The organism is Halolamina salina (assembly GCF_054653455.1).
This window is the reverse complement of sequence record NZ_BAAIGE010000002.1, coordinates 2254741-2273975: the sequence shown is the minus strand read 5'-3', so window position 1 is coordinate 2273975 and position 19235 is coordinate 2254741. Positions and strand designations below refer to the sequence as shown.

The following is a 19235-nucleotide window of genomic DNA, read 5'->3' as shown; positions in this document are numbered from 1 at the left end:
TCGGAGCCTTGAAACGCGTCCCGGGAGTTCCACCCGCCATGGACACCGACCAGCTCAAAGCCACGCTGCTCGGCTTCGCGGCCGCGATCGGCGTGCTCGGGCTGTTGCTCTACTTCGTCGGCGTCGGCGACCTGCTGCGGTACCTCCGGGACGCCGACACGGCGACGGTCGGGCTGGTCGTCGCCGTCACGGTCGCGTGGCTGTTCGCGTGGGGGCTGGCGCTCCGAACGGTGTTGGGCGTGCTCGGCCAGCAGGTCTCGCCGATCAAGACGTTTCTCGTGTTCTCGGGGGCGATGTTCAACAACAACGTCACGCCGTTCGGCCAGGCCGGCGGCGAACCCGTGACCGCGCTGCTCATCTCGAAGGTGACGGACACCGACTACGGCACCGGCCTCGCGGCCATCGCGAGCGTGGACACGCTCAACTTCGTCCCCTCGATCATCCTCGCGCTGCTGGGGATGGGCTACTTCGCGACCCAGACGACGTTCAACGCGCGGCTGGAGTCGGCGTCGATGGTCGTGGTCGGGCTGGCAGTCGTCGTCGTCGCTGCCCTCGTGTTCGGCTGGCGGAACCACGAGCGCGTCGAGACGACGGTCGTGAACATCGGCGCGCGTGCCGGCCGGCTCGCCGGGAGGTACGTCCCTCGGGTTTCCGACCCCGGTCGGACGGCGATCGAGACGCGCGTGAGCCACTTCTTCGAGGCGATCGAGCGCGTCGCGACGAACCCCCGGGGGCTCGTGCTCGCGCTGCTGTTCTCCGCGCTCGGCTGGGCGCTCCAGATGTCGGGACTGTGGCTCGCCTTCCGGGCGATCGGGGAGCCGGTGAGTCTGGCGGCGGTGATGTTCGTGGTCCCGATCGGCGCCATCGCGGGGATGACGCCGCTGCCCGGCGGCGCCGGCGGGATCGAAATCGTCCTCGTGGCGCTGCTCGTGGCGGCGCCGCTTGCCGGCGTCACCGAGTCGGTCGCGCTCGCGGCGGTCGTGATCTACCGCGGCGCGGTGTTCTGGGTGCCGGTCGTGCTCGGTGGTCTGGTGATGGGGACGGTCGGCGCGGGCGCCCGCGCCAGCGCCTGACACCCTCGCGGGACACCGATACGATGGGTTTATCCGGAACAGGGAAGAATTCCTCCCTATGGCAACCCTCTACGACGTTCCGGCGGAGGACCTCATCGAGGCCCTCGCCGAGGAGCTCGACGGCCGTATCGAGGAACCCGACTGGGCGGAGTTCACCAAGACGAGTGTCGACCGCGAACTCCCGCCCCAGCAGGAGGACTTCTGGCACGTTCGCGCGGCCAGCCTCCTGCGGAAGGTCGCGGTCCGCGGCCCGGTCGGTGTCGAGCGACTCGCGACGGAGTACGGCGGCTCGAAGAGCGGTACGACGCGCTACCGCGTCTCCGGTAGCCACCACACCGGCGGCTCCCGCAAGATCATCCGGACCGCGCTCCAGCAGCTCGAGGACGAGGGCCTCGTGGAGACGGCGAAGGGTGAGGGCCGACGCGTGACCGACGAGGGGCGGAGCCTGCTCGACACCGTCGCGAGCGAGACGCTCGAGGACCTCGACCGGCCGGAGCTCCAGAAGTACGCTTAACGACGCCGCAACCGTTTTGCGCGGAGAGCAGTAACAGCTACCCATGAGTGGCAACCCCGACGAAGACCGACTCGAAGAGCTTCGCCAGGAGCGACTCGAAGAGCTGCAGGACAAAGCCGGCGGCGAGGACGCACAGCGACAGGCCGCCAAGGAGCAGCAGGAGCGCGCCAAGGCTCAGCAGGACGCGCTGCTGAAACAGCACCTCACCGACGACGCGCGCCAGCGGCTCAACGCCGTCGAGATGAGCAAGCCCGAGTTCGCCGAACAGGTCAAGCGACAGGTGACCGCGCTGGCCCAGAGCGGCCGGCTGCAGGGGAAGATCGACGAGGACCGGATGAAGCAGATCCTCCGCGAGCTGAAGCCCGAGGAGAAGAGCTTCGACATCCGCCGGCGCTGATGGAGCTGGCGCTCCTCTACAGCGGCGGCAAGGACTCCTCGCTGGCGGCGCTGATCCTCGACCGCTTCTACGACGTGACGCTCGTGACCGCCCACTTCGGCGTCACCGAGGAGTTCGAGAACGCCCGTGCTGCCGCCGACGCGCTGGGGTTCCCGTTCGACACGGTCGAGCTCGACCGTGACGTCGCGGAGGAGGCGGTCGATCGGATGATCGAGGACGGCTACCCGCGGAACGGCATCCAGCGCGTCCACGAGCACGCGCTGGAGGTGGTCGCCGAGCGGGACGTGGTCGCCGTCGCCGACGGCACCCGGCGTGACGACCGGGTGCCGACCGTCTCCCGCGCCACCGCACAGAGTCTGGAGGACCGCCACGGGATCGACTACCTCTCGCCGCTGGCTGGGTTCGGCCGCGGCGCAGTCGACCGACTGGTGGATCAGGAGCTGGACGTGGAGACCGGCCCGAGCGAGGAGATCGCCCGCGCCGACTACGAGGGTGAGCTCCGCGCACTGATCCGCGAGCGGGAGGGCGAGGACACCGTCGAGGCGGTGTTCCCCGACCACGACCAGACGATCGTCCGCGGGCTGGCCTAACACAGGATTCAAGCGCCGGCGGCCGGAACTCTCGGGCATGTACGACCGCCTGAAGGGGTTCAAGGACTTCTACCCCGACGAGATGGCCGCCCGTCGGGAAGTCGTCGACACGACCGAGGAGGTGGCCCGGCGCTACGGATTCCGGGAGATCGCCACGCCGGCGCTCGAGGACGTGGGGATGTACGTCGACAAGTCCGGCGAGGGGATCGTCGACGAGCTGTACAACTTCACCGACAAGGGCGGCCGCGAGGTGGCGCTCACCCCCGAGCTCACCCCGACGGTCGCGCGGATGGTTGTCGCGAAGCAGCAGGCGCTCTCGAAGCCGATCAAGTGGTTCTCCACGCGGCCGTTCTGGCGCTACGAGCAGGTCCAGCAGGGGCGGTTCCGGGAGTTCTACCAGACCAACGTGGACATCTTCGGCTCCGCCGAGCCGGAGGCCGACGCCGAGATCCTCGCGTTCGCCGCGGACACGCTCTCGGAGCTGGGGCTGCCAGCCTCGGAGTTCGAGTTCCGCGTCTCCCACCGGGACATCCTCGGCGAGCTCCTCCGGTCGTTCGACGAGGACGTCGACGTGCAGGAGGCGATCCGGGCGGTCGACAAGAGCGAGAAGGTCGACCGCGCGGAGTACCTCGGCCTGCTGGCCGACGCCGGACTTTCGATCGAGGACGCGGAGGCGTTCGACGACCTGCTCGCGGCCGGAAACGAGGATCTGGACGCGCTGCTGGCCGAGGTCGACCGGCCGACGCTGACCGACGCCGTCGAGAACCTGCAGGCGGTGCTGTCGGCGGCCGAGGACTTCGGCGTCCGGGAGCACTGCCGGGTGTCGCTCCGGACCGCCCGTGGCCTCGACTACTACACTGGCGTCGTGTTCGAGTGCTTCGACACCGAGGACCGCGTCTCCCGGGCGATCTTCGGCGGCGGTCGCTACGACGACCTGATCGAGTCCTTCGGCGGCCAGCCCACCCCCGCCGTGGGCGTCGCGCCGGGCGTGATGAACTCGACGCTGCCGCTGCTCCTGCAGGAGGCCGGCGTCTTCCCCGAGGAGGCGGTCTCGACGGACTACTACGTGCTCACGGTCGGCGACACCCGCGAGGTGGCCGCCCGGATCGCCCGTGAGCTCCGGGCGGCCGGAAACGTCGTCGAGACCGACGTGTCCGATCGGAGCTTCGGCGCCCAGATGGGGTACGCCGACTCGATCAACGCGGAGACGGTCGTGATCGTCGGCGAGCAGGACCTCGCGAACGACGAGGTGACTGTCAAGGAGATGGAGAGCGGCGACCAGACCACCGCACCCGTCGGCGAGTTCCCCGGCGATCGCGAGCAGCCACGCTACGAGGACTTCGCGTAGGGCGAACAGGCGACCCTCGTTCCGTGTCGGGTGTGTCGCGCTCCCGCCTCGTCCCCGACACGGCAGTTCTCAACGCACACGGGGGCTGGTCCCGCTCTCATACTTGAAGTCGGCCCCCAGAGTTATGCTGTCGCGCGGCCCACCTCGGAGTATGTCCACCACATTCCCGGCGGCGTCGCTGGCGCTCCTGCAGCTACCGATGCCGGAGGGGCCGATCGGTCAGGCGCTGCTCGCCGTCATCGCTATCGGTATCGTGATCCTCGTCGGTAGAGTCGTGCTCAGCATCGCGTGGAAACTTGTACTGATAGCGTCGGTGCTGATCGGCGCGCTCTGGCTGGTGACGACGTTCCTCTAAGAACGGATCAGGGAAGCGCGCCGTCGAGGAAGTTGCCGATCACGTCGTGGCCGACGGCCGTGAGCACCGACTCGGGGTGGAACTGCACGCACTCGATCGGGTGCTCGCGGTGGCGGACACCCATCACCAGTTCCTCGCTGTCGCCGTTCTCCGGATCGTCGAGCGTCGTCGCCGTCACTTCGAACTCGTCGGGCACGTCCGTCGCGACCAGCGAGTGGTAGCGACCCGCTTGGAACCCCTGTTCGAGGCCGGCGTAGACACCCTCGCCGTCGTGTTCGACCGGGAACGCCTTCCCGTGGATCGGTCGCGGTGCGTGCCCCACCTCGCCGCCGTACTCGAACACGGCGGCTTCGAGGCCGAGGCAGACCCCGAGGGTGGGCACGTCGGGGCTGACCTCCCGGAGCACGTCCATCGTGAGCCCCACGTCGCGCTCGTTTCGCGGGTGGCCCGGGCCGGGACTGATGACGACGGCGTCGGGGTCGATCTCCCGGACTCGGTCGAGCGAGGCGGTGTTCCGCAGGACTTCCACGTCGGCGTCGGGCGCGCCCTCGCCGACGTACTCCACGAGGTTGTACGTGAACGAGTCGAAGTTGTCGACGAACAGCACCGTCGGCGCGTCGCCGTCGTCGGTCGTCGGGGTGCTCATGGCTCACCCCCTTCGATCCGCTCCAGCGCGTCCAACACGCCGCGGACCTTCTGTTCGGTCTCCTCGTACTCGCTTTCGGGCTCGCTGTCGGCGACGACGCCCGCGCCGGCGCGGACGTGAACCTCGTCGGGGTCCCCGTGTTCGACCGTCGCGGTCCGGATCACGATCGCCGTGTCGGCGTCGCCGGTCCAAGAGAAGTAGCCCACGCCGCCGCCGTAGATCCCCCGGGGATCGGCCTCGAGTTCGTCGAGCAACTCCATCGCGCGGACTTTCGGCGCGCCAGTGAGCGTCCCGGCCGGGAACGCCGCCCGGGTTGCGTCGAACCCGTCGAAATCCGGGTGGAGCCGTCCGGTGACAGTCGACTCGATGTGCTGGACGTGGCTGTACTTGAGCACGTTCATGAACTCCTCGACGCGCACCGACCCCTGTCGGGACACCTGCCGCACGTCGTTTCTCGCGAGGTCGACCAGCATCGTATGTTCGGCGCGCTCCTTCCCGTCGGCGAGCAGTTCGCCCGCGAGCCGTCGGTCTTCGACGGGGCTGGCGCCGCGTGCGCAGGTGCCCGCGATGGGGTTCGAGACGACCCGTTCACCGGTCACCGAGACGAGCGTCTCCGGGCTCGCCCCGACGACCGATCGGTCGCCGAAGGAGAGCAGGTACATGTACGGCGAGGGGTTCACTTCCCGCAGCGACTCGTAGAGTCCGAGCGTGTCCAGATCGCCCGTAATCTCGTGACTCCGGGAGACGACGCCCTGATACACGTCGCCGTCGAGGACGTGCTCCTGCATCTCGGCGACGGCCGCTTCGTACTCGTCTCGGGGGCCGGACGTGTCGGCTTCGCGGTCGAACCCACCGGTTTCTGGCTCCGTGGCGGCGGAGAGATCGCCGGCGACGGTTTCGGCCTCCGCGACGAGTCGGTCGTAGACGGCGCCGGGGTCGTCGTCGGTACCGACGATCGGCGTGAACACCAGTTCGACGGTGCCCTCGCGGTCGTCGAACGCGAGCGTCCGGGTGGTGAGCACGAACTGCGCGTCGGGGACGACCGGATCGGGCCGCTCGACGCCCACCTCGTCGAGGTGGAGGTCGTACACTGCGTCGTACGCGAGGAAGCCGACGAGGCCACCGTCGAGGCGCTGGCGGTCGCTGGCCTCGAATCCGACGCGTTCGACGCCCGGGAGCGCGAGTCGCAGGCGGTCGAGCGTGTCGGGGTCGTTCAGCTCCTCGCCGCAGGCACCGACCTCCTCCCCGGCGTCGGCGTCCAGGCCGTCGAGGAAGCGTGCCGCCGGACCGAACCCCTCGACCTCGGTGCGGTCGGGGTAGACGGAGACCAGCGCCTCGGGGTCGTAGCCGACGAACGAGAACCGCGCGTGTCGGTCGGCGTCGTCGTCGCCGGCGTCGCTGTGGCCCTCTGCGGGGGCGAACGCGCCGGCGGGGTCGCTGGAGGCGACTTTCTCCGCGCTCTCGAGCAGGAACGTGTGGTCGCTGCGGTCGGAGAGGGCGGCGTAGGCCGACAGCGGCTCCGTGTCGGTGTCGAGCGTGGCCGTGAGCCGGGCGACCGCGGGACCGTCGACGCCAGTGAACAGTGCCTCGAACGCCTCGCGCGACCGGTCGAACGTCGGCATCAGATACCCTCCGCGGCGGGCGCGGTTTCGACTGCGGCCCGAGCCTCGCGGACGAACGCCGCCAGCGCGTCGTGGTTCTTTCGTCCCGGCTCGTCGTCGCGTTCGACGCCGCTTGCCACGTCGACGGCGAAGGGATCGACCGTCTCGACTGCCTCGCGGACGTTCTCCGGGGTGAGTCCACCGGCGAGTACGAGTGGGGTGGAGAGACTCTCGCGAAGCTCGCGAGTGCGTTCCCAGTCGTGGGTCTCCCCCGTCCCACCGGCGTCCTCGTCGGTTAGCGAGTCCACGAGCAGTGCGTCCGCGACGCCCTCGAGTTCGCTGGCGCGGGCAGTTTCGTCGGCGCCGAGCGCGACGATCACGTCGACGCCCGCGCGCTCGCGGATCACCCGCACGTCCTCGGGGCCGAACTCGCCGTGGATCTGGATCGCGTCGGGGTGGACGCGGTCGGCGACCTCGACGGCGGCCGCGACGCTGTCGGGGATCGTGACGGCGACGGTCGTGACGAACGGCGGCACCGCGTCGGCCAGCGTTGCCGCGCGCTCGGGGGCGACTTCTCGGGGCGTGTCCACGTCCACGTCGGTGACGAACCCCACCGCGTCGGCGCCGGCGTCGACCGCTGCGTGGACGTCCGCCTCGGTACCGAGCCCACAGAGCTTCGCGCGGACCATCACTCGGCCTCGACCGGCTCGCCACAGAGCGCGTCGAACTTCTCGGCGGCGGCGCCCTCGTCGATCGCGTCGGCGGCTTTCTCGACTCCCTCCGCCAGGTCGTCGGCGAGGCCGGCGACGTAGATCGCCGCACCGGCGTTGGCGAGGATCACGTCACGCTTCGGCCCGGTCACGTCGCCGGTCACGATCCCCCGCAGGTCCTCGGCGTTCTCCTGTGGCGTGCCGCCGGCGATGGCGTCGACGGGCGCGCTGCCGAGGCCGAGATCCGCAGGCTCGATGGTGTACTCGGTGACTTCCTCCCCCTCGACTTCGGCGACTGTGGTGGGGCCGTGCAGCGCGATCTCGTCCATCCCGTCGCCGTGGACCACGAGCGCGTGCTCGACGGGCATGTGAGTCAGTGCCTCCGCGATCTGGGGGACCAGTTCCTCGCTGTAGACACCGAGTACCTGCGCGTCGGCGCCGGCGGGGTTGGTCAGCGGCCCGAGCACGTTGAAGATCGTCCGCATGCCGAGCTCCTTCCGTGGGCCGATGACGGCCTTCATCGCGGGGTGGAACACCGGCGCGAGCATGAAGCCGATCCCGTCGCGCTCGATGGCGTCCTCGACGGCGGGCGGTTCGGCCTCCACGTCGGCGCCGGCGACCTCCAGCACGTCGGCGCTCCCGGAGGAGGAGGAGACGGAGTAGTTGCCGTGCTTCGCGACCGCGACGCCCGCGCCCGCGGCGACGATCGCGCTGGTGGTCGAGACGTTGATCGTGCTGTAGTCGTCGCCGCCGGTGCCGCAGGTGTCGACCAGCGGTGCGCCGTCGGGGTCGATCGTGCGCGCGGCGTCGCGCATCCCCTGTGCGAAGCCGGCGATCTCGGCCTCGGTCTCGCCTTTGGCCCGGAGCGCGGCCAGCAGCGCGCCGATCTGTGCCTCCGTCGCCTCCTCGAAGACCCGCGTCGCGGCCTCGCGGGCCTCCTCAACGCTCAGGTCCTCGCCGTCGGTCACGCGTTCGATGAGTTCCTGCATGGGTGGGGGATCCGAATGTACGGATTGGGTGTATAGTGTACAACTCTGTTCATCGACTTAACGCTGTCGTGTGCCGGAGTGTCACGGCGGGCGGTGAGGAATCACCTGCCGGAGTCGACTTTCGAAACCTTCAACTAAACCCGCGCGGTAGATAGGGTACGAAGTAAGCCCGGTCGGGTTGGTAGTCTAGTCCGGTTATGACACCTCCTTGACATGGAGGAGGCCGGCGGTTCAAATCCGCCCCAACCCACTTTCTGACGGCGCAACGACGAGGAGCGTAGCGACGAGTCTACTGCGTACACTCTACGACTCATCCCCTCCCAGAGGAGTCAGGCAGTAACTGCCCCCAAACCACCTTCTCCACCAACCGAACCGTCATCGCCTCCTCAACCGTAATCCGACACGAGAGCCGCGGGTACCCGAAACGCGCCGCCGCCGAGTCGTGCCAGTGCGTCGGCGCCGGTCCGTCCTCGATCGCCACGCCACAGGTCCCACAGAGTCCCCGGCCGCCGCAGTTGGCGTGTTTCGAGACACGCCCGTACACCTCGAACCCGGCGTCGAGCAGCGCGTCCCGCAGCGTCCGCCCGCGCTCGACCTCGATCGTCGAGCGGTCGTCGCCGTCGACGACCGTCACGGGAACCGTCTCGGCCATGGCCGCGCGTTCGCGCGCCAGCACCGTGAGTCCGGGGGCTGCGGAGCGCCCCTGTCGGACCGGCCACCATCTTCTTTGACGCCTGCCCCGACCGAACACCCATGGGTACGGAGCGTCCGGAGGGGGCGAACAGGGCGGGAGAGTCCCCCGAGACGGTCGCGCTGCCGACCGACGCCGACAGCGACACGGCCGTCACCGAGGAGGGGTCGGAGCTGGAGCGGTCGATCGGGCTGGTCGGCGGCGTCTCCATCGGCGTGGGGACGATGATCGGCGCGGGAATCTTCGTGTTCCCGGGGCTGGCCGCGGGCGAGGCGGGGCCGGCGGCGGCCGCCTCCTTCGCCATCGGCGCGGTCATCGCCCTGCTGGTGGCGCTGCCCGCCTCCGAACTCGCGACCGCGATGCCGAAATCCGGCGGCGGCTACTACTTCATCTCGCGGGGGCTGGGGTCGCTCCCGGGCGCCGTCGTCGGCATCAGCATCTGGCTGGGGCTGGTGTTCGCCACCGCGTTCTACCTCGTCAGCTTCGGGAGCTACGCCGCCGCGCTGCTCGCGGAAGCCGGCGTCCGGATCGGCGGGCTACCCGTCGTCGACGCGCTCGCGTTGGGGTTCGGCCTGCTGCTCACCGCGCTGAACCTCTTCGGTACCGAGAACGCCGCGAAGCTCCAGAACTACGTGGTCGGCCTGCTGCTGACCATTCTCGTCGTCTTCCTGAGCTACGGCGGCCTCGACGCGCTGGGCGTGTTCGGCACCACGAGCACGCCCGAGACGTTCATGCCGTTCGGGCTGATGCCCGTCTTCTCCACCGCCGCGCTGGTGTTCACCTCCTACCTCGGCTTCGCGCAGGTCGCGACCGTCGCCGGCGACATCAAGGACCCCGGTCGGAACCTCCCGCTGGCGATGGTCGGCTCGGTGCTGATCGTCGCCGTGCTGTACGTCTCGACCATCTTCGTCGCGACCAGCGCGTTCGGCAGCGGCCGGCTCTCGGGGTTCGGCGAGACCGCCATCGTCGAGGTGGCCCGCGCGTTCGGCGGCGACGTGGGCGCGCTGACAATCCTGATCGGCGGGCTGCTCGCGACCGTCTCGAGCGCGAACGCGTCGATCCTCTCGACCTCCCGAGCGGTGTTCGCGGTCAGCAAGGACGCGCTGCTGCCGCAGTTTGCCAGCCGCGTCAACCTCCAGTACGGCACGCCCCACGTCGCGCTGTCGATGGCCGGCGGCCCCGTGCTGGTGCTGGTCGCCCTCGGCGAGGTCGAACTGCTCGCGGAGGTGGCCTCCTTCCTCCACTTGGTGATGTACGGGCTGATCTGCGTGGCGCTGATCGCGATGCGCCGCGACGAGCCGGAGTGGTACGACCCCGAGTTCCGGGTCCCAGCCTACCCGCTGGTCGCGGGGATCGGCGCGCTCGCGAGCTTCGGGCTGATCGCGTTCATGGAGCGGGAGTCACAGATCATCGGCGCCGCGATCATGATCGCGGCCGCCGGCTGGTACAAGTACTACGCCGACGACGTGCGACTCAAGGGGGTGCTGTAGATGACCGAGAACGAACCCACACCCGAGGAGATCATGGCCGAGGCGTCGTTCACGATCCGCGAGCCGCCGAAGGTGCTCGTCCCCGTCGAAGTGCTCGAAGGCGAGTCCCTCTCGGTCCCGCTGGTCGAGTTCCTCGCGCCCACCGAGGTGGTGCTGCTGGGCTACCACGTCCTGCCCGAGCAGACGCCCACCGAGCAGGCGAGCATGCAGTTCGAGGACCGCGCACACGCGGCCATCGACGAGATCGCCGCGGCGTTCCGCGAGGCGGGCCGAGAGGTCGAGACCCGGGTCGCGTTCACCCACGACCGCGACGCGACCGTCGACCGCGTCGCCAGCGAGACCGACGCCACGGCGGTCCTGCTCCCCAACCCCGTCGGTGCCGTCGAGGACGTGATCGTCCCCGTCCGCGGCGCCGTCGACGTGGACCGGCTCGCGGACCTCGTCGCCACGCTGCTCGCCGGCCGCGAGGGGTCGGTCACGCTGTGGGGGATCGACACCGGCGGCGAGTTCGACGCCGACGCGGCCGTCACGCGCGCTCGCGAGACGCTGGCCGACCGCGGCCTCGCGACCGACCGCGTCCGGACCGAGTTCACCGAGAGCGACACCCCCGTCCGTGCGGTCGTCGACCGCTCGGCGGAGTTCGACGTGATCGTGATGGGCGAGGGCGGCCCCGGAGTGCTGACCTCGCTGTTCGGCGGCGACGCCGAACGGATCGCCGAGGGCGCGGTCGCGCCGGTGCTCGTCGTGCGGGACTGATCGCCGCCGTGTGTGTACCGTGGAAGCTTTACCCGCCCCGCCGCTCCGTATCCAGTAATGCAGGGCGAGGACACCGCGACCGGCCGACGAACGTTCCTCTCGGCGGTCGGCGGCGCGGCGGCGACAGCGATGGCCGGCTGTACCGGCGGCGACGGCACCCCAACCGAGGACACCGACGTGCCGTCCGCGACCGAGTCGGCGTCGACGCCAGAGGGCGGCCCCCAGTCGGGGGGCACCCTCCGGGTCGGCTTCGAGTCCGAACTCACCGGGCTCGACCCCCACCAGACCGAGAGCGTGGTGTCGTGGGTCGTCGTGTTCAACGTTTGTGAGACGCTGCTCACCTTCGAGGACGGCGCGCCCGCGGGCCGGCTTGCAACCGACTGGGAGATCGGCGACGACGGCCGCACGTACACGTTCACGCTGACGGAGGACGCCCGGTTCCACCCGCCGGTCGACCGCGGCATGACCGCCGAGGACGTGGTGTACTCCTTCGAGCGGATGAACCAGGAGGCGGCGATGGGCGCGGACCTCTCGGCGGTCGAGTCCGTCGAGGCGACCGGCGAGTACGAGGTCACCTTCACCCTCGCGGAGACGTTCGCACCGTTCTTCAGCTTCCTCGGGCGCGTCCCGTGGGTCGTCGTCCCCGAGGAGGCCGTCGAGGAGCAGGGCGGCGAACTCGGCGATTTCCAGGAGCCTGTGGGGACCGGCCCGTTCCGGCTCGAGGAGCACGAGCCGGGCGACCACCTGACGCTCGCGGCGTTCGACGACTACCGCAGCGAGGACGTCCCGCTGCTCGATACTGTCGAGATCACGCCGATCCCGGACGCCGACTCCCGGGTCGCCGCGCTGCGGGCCGGCGACGTGGACATGGTCCGCGGCGTCTCCGGCAGCGACGCCGCGACGCTGCGGGACGACGACGAGACGAAGCTCTCCCGCCAGCGCGGCACCGAGTGGGGGCAGATCCACATCAACTGCAGCGAGCCGCCGTGGGACGAGCCTGCGGTCCGGCGCGCGGTCGCCCACGCGATCGACCGGGAGTCGATCGTCGAGGCGGCCGTCTCGGGCTACGGGCAGGCGGCGTGGCAGCCCTACGCCGAGGACAGCATCTGGCACTACGACCTCGGCGACAGCCGGCGCACCCACGACCCCGAGCGCGCCCGCGAGATCCTCGACGAGGCCGGCAACCCCCTCGAGGGCGAGACGCTGACGATTAAGACCAACTCCCGCTACGGGCTGATGGAGACCACCGCGGACCTGCTGGTCGCCCAACTCTCGGAAGCCGGCATCGACGCCGAGACCGAGACGCTGGAGTGGGCGACCCAGCTCTCCGACTTCGTCGGCGGCAACTTCGGCGCGATGGCGTTCTCGGTCCCGTTCAAGATCGACCCCGACCGGCACTACTACGGGTTCATCCACCCCGACGGCGCCCAGTACAACCACTACGGCGAGGACCAGCCCGACGCCGAGCGGATGTACGAACTACTCGAACGGGGACGCAGCGAGACTGACGAGGAGACTCGCGTCGAGACGTACACGGAGTTCGAGAAGCTCGTCAACAAGAACTGTCCATGGATCTCGGTTGCCCGCGCCGACGGCATCTCGGGGCTGCGCTCGAACGTCTACGGCGTCCAGCCGTGGCTGCTCCCGTACACCCGCTACTGGACGATGTGGAAGGGGGAGTGAGCGCCGAGGGCGATGGTCTCACGGCTGCAGGCGTTTCTGGTCCGGCGGCTGCTCTGGGCGCTGCCGGTGCTCACGCTGGTGTCGGTGACGATCTTCGGCCTGATCAGGCTCGTCCCCGGCGACCCCGCGATCGTGATGCTGGGCGCCGACGCGCCGCCGGAGCAGCTTGCCGCCGTCAGGGCCGAACTCGGCCTGAACAAGCCGTTGCCCGTGCAGTACGTCGACTACGTCACCGACGCGCTGCGGGGTGACCTCGGCCGCTCCTACGTCGACGACCGCCCGGTCAGCGCGTCGATCGCGTCCCGGCTGCCGACGACGCTGTTTCTCACGCTCGCGGGGTTTCTGGTGTCGCTGACGATCGCGATCCCCGCGGGGCTGCTGAGCGCGACCAACCGCGGCGAGTGGCTCGACGGCGTCGGCCTCGGCTTCGGCCTGCTGGGCGTCTCGATCCCGAACTTCTGGCTGGGAATACTGCTCCTGCTCCTGTTCGGGGTCAACCTCGACTGGCTCCCCGTCGCGGGCTACGTCTCGCCGCTGGAGGACCCCATCGAGGGGGTCAGGTACCTGCTGCTGCCGGGGATCACCCTCGGCACCGCGATGGCCGCCGTCGTCACCCGGATGCTGCGCTCGGAACTGCTGGAAGAGCTCCGCCGGGAGTACCTGAATGCCGTCCGGATGAAGGGGACGAGCGAACTGCGCGTGCTGGCCCACGCGACGAAGAACGCGTTCATCCCGGTCGTGACGGTGATCGGGATGCAGTTCGGCTACCTGCTCGGCGGCTCGGTCGTGATCGAGCAGGTGTTCTCCATCCCCGGGATGGGCCGGCTGCTGATCGACGCGATCGGGAGCCGGGACTACATCACCCTCCAGGGCGTAGTGCTCGTCTACACGACGTTCTTCGTCGCGGTGAACATCGTCGTCGACGGCGCGTACTTCTACCTGAACCCGAAGCTGCGGGGTGAAGAATGAGCGACGCCGAACCCGGCTCGGACGCTTCCCCGGCCGACGCCACCACCGACCGCGCCGACTCCCCGCTCCGCCGCCGCGGGCGGGCGTTCGCCGCGCGCTTCCGCCAGAACAACCTCGCGATGGGCGGGCTGGTCGTCACGACGGGATTCCTGCTGATCGCGCTGCTCGCGCCCGTGCTCGCGCCGTACGACCCCGCGGCCGTCGACGTGCCCGCGCGCCTGCAAGGCCCCAGCCTCGCCCACCCGTTCGGCACCGACCGCTACGGCCGGGATCTGTTCTCGCGAGTGCTGTTCGGCGCGCGGATCGCGCTACAGGTCGCCGTCGCAACCCCCCTCGTCGCGGGCGCGGTCGGCGTCCCGATCGGACTGGTCGCGGGCTACGTCGGCGGCCGGGTCGACGACGCGCTGATGCGGCTGATGGACTCCATCTTCGCGTTCCCGGCGATCCTGCTCGGACTGACGCTGGTCGCGGTGTTCGGGCAGTCGCTGACCAACATCGTCGCCGCGCTGGGGATCGTCTACATCCCGCAGTTCGCCCGCGTCACCCGGGGCAGCGCCGTCTCCGTCGTCGAGGAGGAGCACGTCCGGGTCGCGCGCTCGCTGGGTGCCTCTCACTTCCGGATCCTGCTCGTCCACGTCCTGCCGTTCTGCCTCTCGGCGATCCTCGTGCAGGCGACGGTGACGGCCGCGCTGGCGATCGTCCTCGAATCGTCGCTCTCCTTCCTCGGCGTCGGCGTCCCCTCGCCCCGCCCCTCGTGGGGGTCGATCCTCCGGGTCGGCAAGGGGTACGTCGACAGCGGCGAGTGGTGGTACAGCGTGTTCCCGGGCGTCGCGATCGTGATCGCCGTCCTCGGGTTCAATCTGCTCGGCGACGGCCTGCGCGACGTGCTCGATCCCCGAACCGACCCCAACAGGTGACTCACGATGGCTGACTCCCACACTTCGACCGACGAACGCGCCGACGACGCAAGCGACGAACAGCCGCTCCTCCGGGTCGAGAACCTCCGAACCACGTTCGGCCGTCGGGAGCCGCTGGTCGCCGTCGACGGGATCGGCTACGAACTCCGGGCGGGCGAGACGCTGGGGATCGTCGGCGAGTCCGGCGCCGGAAAATCCGTCTCCGTGCGCTCGCTCGTCGGCCTGATCGACGAGGGCCGCGTCGAAGGCTCGGTCGAGTGGCGCGGCGAGGAACTGGTCGGCGCGTCGCAGCAAACGCTCCGCTCGATTCGGGGGTCGGGGATCGGGATGGTGTTCCAGAACGCCGAGGCGGCGTTCGACCCGACCGAGACCGTCGGCGCCCAGATCATCGAGGCGGTCCGGGCGAGCCGCGACCTCACCAAGCGCGAGGCCCGCGCCGAGGCGATCGACCTGCTCGAAGAGGTCGGCATCGGCGACCCCGCGGGGCGGGTCGACGACTACCCACACGAGTACTCCGGCGGGATGGCCCAGCGCGCGGTGATCGCGATGGCGCTGGCCGGCGAGCCCGACCTGCTGATCGCCGACGAGCCGACGACCGGGCTGGACGTGAGCGTGGAGGCGGGCATCGTCGACCTGTTCCGCGAACTCGTCGCCGAACGGGAGATGTCCCTCCTCCTTATCAGCCACGACCTCGGCGTGGTCTCCCAGCTCTGTCGGCGGATCATGGTGATGTACGCCGGCCGGATCGTCGAGCGCGGCAGCCGGAAACAGCTGCTCGGCTCGCCGCGGCACCCCTACACGCAGGCGTTCCTCCGCAGCGTCCCCGACGTTGACGAGCGCCGCGATCTGGACCCGATCGGCGGCTCGCCGCCTGACCTCGCCGACCCGCCCGCAGGCTGTCGGTTCCACCCGCGCTGTCCCGCCGCGGAAGCCGGACTCTGCGACGGCCAAGCGCCGCCGACGGTCCGGTTCGACGACGGGGACGCGACCGGCGGGGGCGACGACCGCCACGAGGCGACCTGTTACGCCTACACCGATTCCCACCCCGGCGGCGACGACTACGACCGGTCGGCCGTGGCGTCGATCGAGTGGACCGAGGAGGTGGAGGAGTGAGCGACCCGCTGCTCTCGGTCCGGGACCTGAAGCGCCACTACCCCGTCCGGTCGGGGATCCTCAAGCGGCAGACGGGGGCGGTCCGGGCCGTCGACGGCGTGAGCTTCGACCTCCAGCGGGGCGAGACGCTGGCGGTCGTCGGCGAGTCCGGCTGCGGGAAGTCGACGCTCGCGGAGACGGTGATCGGCCTCGACGAGCCGACGGCGGGGGAGGTGATCTTCGACGGCGACTCCCTCGCCGGCGGCCCGGACAAGGCGTTCCGCCGCCGGGTACAGATGGTGTTTCAGGACCCGTTCTCGACGCTGAACGAGCGCATGACCGTCGGCCGCATCGTCGCCGAGCCGCTGGTGATCCACGACGAGCGCGAGAACGACCGTGCGGCGTACGTCCGCGACCTGCTCGAGACGGTCGGGCTCGACGGCGACCGCCACTACGACGCGTTCCCCCACGAGCTCTCGGGCGGGCAGCGCCAGCGCGTGGGCATCGCCCGCGCGCTCGCGCTCGACCCCGACCTGCTCGTCCTCGACGAGCCGGTCTCCGCGCTGGACGTGAGCGTTCGGGCCGGAATTCTGGAACTCCTCCGGGACCTGCAGGACGAGCGCGGGCTGACGTATCTGCTGATCAGCCACGACGTGAGCGTCGTCCGGCAGGTGGCCGACCGCGTCGCGGTGATGTACCTCGGGGAGTTCGTCGAACTCGGCGACCTCGGGACCGTCCTCGACGACCCGGCCCACCCCTATACGGAGGCGCTGCTGTCGAGCGTCCCCCGAGTCCGGGCCGAGCCGGAACCGGACGAGCGCATCCGCCTCCCCGGCTCGCCGCCGGACCCCGCCGACCCGCCCGATGGCTGTCGGTTCCACCCGCGGTGTCACCTGCGCGAACGCCTCGACGACGACGCCGCGGCGCGGTGTGTCGCCGAGGATCCGGCGCTCACCGAGCGCGAGTCGGGCGGGGAGCCTCGGCCCGAGAACGGCGACGGCCGGACCGTCGCGTGTCACTTCCGTCCCGACGGGGATAACTGAAAGGCATTTTTCAGAGTAGCAATTATTAAGCTCCTGCATCCGGAACGGCTATCCATGACTGAGCGAGTCGCGACCACGCTGGGGCTGTACCCGCTGCCCGACTGGGCGAAAGACGAGCTCTCGGACCTGAAAGGCCACCAGAAAGGTGACCTCGTCGACGGCGACGAGGGGCCTGGGGTCCGCGAGGCGTACGAGCGCGTCCGCGAGGAACTGATCGAGGATCAGCGCGCGGCCGGCCTCGACCGCATCGTCGAGGGGCAGGGCCGCTGGGACGACTTCCTCGCCCACCCGCTGGCGGTCCACGACGCCGTGGAGACCGGCGGGATCGTGCGCTACTACGACAACAACAACTTCTACCGCGACCCCCGCGTCGTCGACGATCTCGGGGCCAGCGGCGACGTGCCCGCCGAACTCGACACCGCGACGGGACTGCTGAACGAGGACGAGTCCCTCCAAGCGGTCCTCCCCGGCCCCTACACGCTCGCCGAACTCGCGACGGACGAACACTACGGCGACGAGGCCGAGTTCCTCCACGCGATCGCGGAGTTCCTCGCCGGCGAGGTCGAGGCGCTCCCGGCCCACGAGACGCTGTTCCTGCTCGACCCCTCGCTGGTGACCGATCCGCCCGAGGGCGAGGAGAACGAGCGCGTCAGCGACGCGGTCGACGCCGTGGCGGCGGCGACCGACGCCGACGTGGTGCTCCAGAGCTACTGGGACGCCCACGAGGAGAAGACGTACGCCCACCTGATGGACGCCGACGTGGACGCGTTCGGCTTCGACTTCGTCGCCGGCGACCGCGACGCCCACCTGTACAACGTCACCGAGTTCGGCACGAAGGGGTCGATCTCGCTGGGCCTCGTCGACGGGCAGAACACCGCCGTCGAGTCCGCCGATACGGTCGCCGAGCGGATCGACTGGGTGCTCGACCAGATCCCGAGCCAGACGTTCGACACCGTCTACGCCACGCCGAACACCGAACTCGCCTACCTCCCCGTCTCGACGTACCGCGAGAAGCTCTCGGTGCTCGCGGAGGCGGCCGAGATCGCCCCGGAGACGGAGGTGAGCGCCTGATGGCCCGCGACGCCGCCAACCGCGAGCAGTTCCGTCCCGACGACCACGCGCACGACCACTTCCTGCTGACGAGCGTGGTCGGCTCCTACCCCAAGCCGACGTGGCTCAACCGCGCCGACGACCTCGCGGACGATCCGGACTCGTCGTTCGACGAGGACGACCTCGAAGAAGCCCACGACGACGCGGCCCGCCTGATCACCGACGAGCACGAGCGCGCGGGGCTGGACACCGTCGTCGACGGCGAGATGCGCCGCAACGAGATGGTGGAGTTCTTCGCCGAGCGCATCGACGGCTACGAGTTCAACGGGCCTGTGAAGGTGTGGGGCCACAACTACTTCGACAAGCCGAGCGTCGTCGAGGAGGTCAGCTACGACGAGCCGTGGCTGGTCGACGAGTTCGAGTTCACCGACGAGGTCGCCGAGCGCCCGGTCAAGGTGCCGATCACCGGGCCGTATACGCTCGCGAACTGGGCGTTCGACGAGCACTACGGCGACAGCGAGGCGCTGGCCTACGACCTCGCCGAGCTGGTGAACGAGGAGATCGAGAAACTCGTGGACGCGGGCGCCCGCTACATCCAGATCGACGAACCCGCGCTGGCGACGACGCCCGACGACCACGCCATCGTCGGCGGCTGCCTCGAACGCATCGTCGACGGCGTGCCCGACGAGGTGCGCGTGGGGCTGCACGTCTGCTACGGCGACTACTCCCGCATCTACCCCGAACTCAACGAGTTCCCGATCGACGAGGTCGACCTCGAACTCTGTAACGGCGACTACGAGCAGATCGAGACGTTCGCGGACGGCGAGTTCGCGCCCGACCTCGCGCTGGGCGTCGTCGACGCTCACACCGCCGAGGTCGAGAGCGTCGAGCAGATCGAGGAAAACATCCGGCAGGGCCTGAAAGTCGTCCCGCCGGAGAAGCTCACGATATCGCCGGACTGCGGGCTGAAGCTGCTCCCCCGCGAGGCGGCCTACGAGAAGACCGCGAACCTCGTGACCGCGGCCCGGAACGTCGAGGCCGCCCTCGACGCCGGCGAGATCGACGTGCCGGCCCGCGACGCCGCCCCCGCCGACGACTGACCCGACCGACACGTCAACGCGCTGCCGTCACGCGATCGGAGCCAAACACATATATCGTTGATCGGCGAAGGACGGGCATGGCAGCGATGAGCACACTCGACTGGCTGGGCGTCGTCGGACCGTACGCGGTCTTCTTCCTGATGTTGATCGTGTACTACGTCTGGGAGGGGCGCCGCGAGCGCGCGATCCGCGAGCGCTACCAGGAGGACCATGCTTAGCGG

General features: G+C 69.9%; 20 protein-coding genes, 1 tRNA gene and 1 pseudogene. 17 read left to right on the top strand and 5 right to left on the bottom strand.

What is annotated here, in order from left to right; translation table 11 throughout:
• The first annotated feature begins 38 nt into the window (after positions 1-38).
• From ACYQZ5_RS12155 to ACYQZ5_RS12130, 6 genes are all read left to right on the top strand, one after another.
• Positions 39-1073: a lysylphosphatidylglycerol synthase transmembrane domain-containing protein gene (locus tag ACYQZ5_RS12155; protein ID WP_379818647.1), complete on the top strand. Its 1035-nt coding sequence runs from the start codon at positions 39-41 to the stop codon at positions 1071-1073.
• Positions 1074-1131: 58 nt separating this feature from the next.
• A complete protein-coding gene (locus tag ACYQZ5_RS12150) occupies positions 1132-1587 on the top strand; it encodes a 30S ribosomal protein S19e (RefSeq protein ID WP_379731594.1) in 456 nt (151 codons plus the stop codon).
• A gap of 43 nt (positions 1588-1630) precedes the next feature.
• Positions 1631-1984: a DNA-binding protein gene (locus ACYQZ5_RS12145; protein WP_379731595.1), complete on the top strand. Its 354-nt coding sequence runs from the start codon at positions 1631-1633 to the stop codon at positions 1982-1984.
• Entirely contained in the window at positions 1984-2574 is a 591-nt protein-coding gene (locus ACYQZ5_RS12140) for a DUF7411 family protein (protein ID WP_379731596.1), read from the top strand. The genes ACYQZ5_RS12145 and ACYQZ5_RS12140 overlap by 1 nt, the downstream gene beginning before the upstream one ends.
• Positions 2575-2611: 37 nt before the next feature.
• On the top strand, positions 2612-3922 hold the full coding sequence (hisS, locus tag ACYQZ5_RS12135; RefSeq protein ID WP_379731597.1) for a histidine--tRNA ligase: 1311 nt from the start codon (positions 2612-2614) through the stop codon (positions 3920-3922).
• Between the two features lie 151 nt (positions 3923-4073).
• Positions 4074-4277: a DUF8029 family protein gene (locus ACYQZ5_RS12130; RefSeq protein WP_379731598.1), complete on the top strand. Its 204-nt coding sequence runs from the start codon at positions 4074-4076 to the stop codon at positions 4275-4277.
• 7 nt (positions 4278-4284) lie between these two features.
• On the opposite strand, the gene trpG is transcribed toward ACYQZ5_RS12130, so the two are convergent.
• The 4 genes from trpG to trpD are packed head-to-tail and all read right to left on the bottom strand — an operon-like array spanning position 4285 to position 8223.
• On the bottom strand, positions 4285-4923 hold the full coding sequence (gene trpG, locus ACYQZ5_RS12125) for an anthranilate synthase component II (RefSeq protein ID WP_379731599.1): 639 nt from the start codon (positions 4921-4923) through the stop codon (positions 4285-4287).
• The gene (gene trpE / locus ACYQZ5_RS12120; RefSeq protein ID WP_379818645.1) at positions 4920-6545 is read right to left on the bottom strand and encodes an anthranilate synthase component I; all 1626 of its coding nucleotides are present in this window, start codon (positions 6543-6545) and stop codon (positions 4920-4922) included. The genes trpG and trpE overlap by 4 nt, the downstream gene beginning before the upstream one ends.
• The gene (locus ACYQZ5_RS12115) at positions 6545-7213 is read right to left on the bottom strand and encodes a phosphoribosylanthranilate isomerase (protein WP_379818643.1); all 669 of its coding nucleotides are present in this window, start codon (positions 7211-7213) and stop codon (positions 6545-6547) included. Before ACYQZ5_RS12115 ends, trpE begins: the two co-directional genes overlap by 1 nt.
• A complete protein-coding gene (gene trpD, locus ACYQZ5_RS12110; protein WP_459846315.1) occupies positions 7213-8223 on the bottom strand; it encodes an anthranilate phosphoribosyltransferase in 1011 nt (336 codons plus the stop codon). Before trpD ends, ACYQZ5_RS12115 begins: the two co-directional genes overlap by 1 nt.
• A gap of 175 nt (positions 8224-8398) precedes the next feature.
• Between trpD and ACYQZ5_RS12105 the strand changes: the two genes are divergently transcribed.
• A tRNA-Val gene (locus tag ACYQZ5_RS12105) sits at positions 8399-8473 on the top strand.
• Between the two features lie 60 nt (positions 8474-8533).
• Here ACYQZ5_RS12105 and ACYQZ5_RS12100 read toward each other — a convergent pair.
• The gene (locus tag ACYQZ5_RS12100) at positions 8534-8875 is read right to left on the bottom strand and encodes a 2Fe-2S iron-sulfur cluster-binding protein (RefSeq protein WP_379732947.1); all 342 of its coding nucleotides are present in this window, start codon (positions 8873-8875) and stop codon (positions 8534-8536) included.
• 101 nt (positions 8876-8976) lie between these two features.
• Here ACYQZ5_RS12100 and ACYQZ5_RS12095 point away from each other — a divergent pair, with 101 nt between their 5' ends.
• The 10 genes and pseudogenes from ACYQZ5_RS12095 to ACYQZ5_RS12050 all read left to right on the top strand — a co-directional run bounded on the left by ACYQZ5_RS12095 (position 8977) and on the right by ACYQZ5_RS12050 (position 19232).
• Positions 8977-10404 carry an APC family permease gene (locus tag ACYQZ5_RS12095; protein WP_459846313.1) on the top strand — a complete coding sequence of 476 codons (1428 nt, stop codon included), beginning with the start codon at positions 8977-8979 and terminating at the stop codon, positions 10402-10404.
• Entirely contained in the window at positions 10405-11160 is a 756-nt protein-coding gene (locus ACYQZ5_RS12090; protein ID WP_379818638.1) for a universal stress protein, read from the top strand.
• A gap of 57 nt (positions 11161-11217) precedes the next feature.
• Entirely contained in the window at positions 11218-12843 is a 1626-nt protein-coding gene (locus tag ACYQZ5_RS12085) for an ABC transporter substrate-binding protein (protein ID WP_459846310.1), read from the top strand.
• A 12-nt stretch (positions 12844-12855) separates the two neighbouring features.
• The gene (locus tag ACYQZ5_RS12080; RefSeq protein WP_379732671.1) at positions 12856-13812 is read left to right on the top strand and encodes an ABC transporter permease; all 957 of its coding nucleotides are present in this window, start codon (positions 12856-12858) and stop codon (positions 13810-13812) included.
• Positions 13809-14729 carry an ABC transporter permease gene (locus ACYQZ5_RS12075; RefSeq protein ID WP_459846307.1) on the top strand — a complete coding sequence of 307 codons (921 nt, stop codon included), beginning with the start codon at positions 13809-13811 and terminating at the stop codon, positions 14727-14729. The genes ACYQZ5_RS12080 and ACYQZ5_RS12075 overlap by 4 nt, the downstream gene beginning before the upstream one ends.
• 6 nt (positions 14730-14735) lie before the next feature.
• On the top strand, positions 14736-15842 hold the full coding sequence (locus tag ACYQZ5_RS12070) for an ABC transporter ATP-binding protein (protein WP_459846303.1): 1107 nt from the start codon (positions 14736-14738) through the stop codon (positions 15840-15842).
• Positions 15839-16783: pseudogene (locus tag ACYQZ5_RS12065) on the top strand (ABC transporter ATP-binding protein); the annotation flags it as partial. The gene ACYQZ5_RS12070 and the pseudogene ACYQZ5_RS12065, both read left to right, overlap by 4 nt.
• 135 nt (positions 16784-16918) lie before the next feature.
• Positions 16919-17935, top strand: coding sequence for a 5-methyltetrahydropteroyltriglutamate--homocysteine methyltransferase (locus ACYQZ5_RS12060; RefSeq protein ID WP_379731893.1), 1017 nt, complete (start codon positions 16919-16921; stop codon positions 17933-17935).
• A complete protein-coding gene (locus ACYQZ5_RS12055; protein ID WP_379731895.1) occupies positions 17935-19014 on the top strand; it encodes a methionine synthase in 1080 nt (359 codons plus the stop codon). The genes ACYQZ5_RS12060 and ACYQZ5_RS12055 overlap by 1 nt, the downstream gene beginning before the upstream one ends.
• A 77-nt stretch (positions 19015-19091) precedes the next feature.
• Complete coding sequence (locus tag ACYQZ5_RS12050; RefSeq protein ID WP_379818626.1) at positions 19092-19232, top strand: hypothetical protein; 141 nt, start codon at positions 19092-19094, stop codon at positions 19230-19232.
• Positions 19233-19235: the final 3 nt, after the last annotated feature.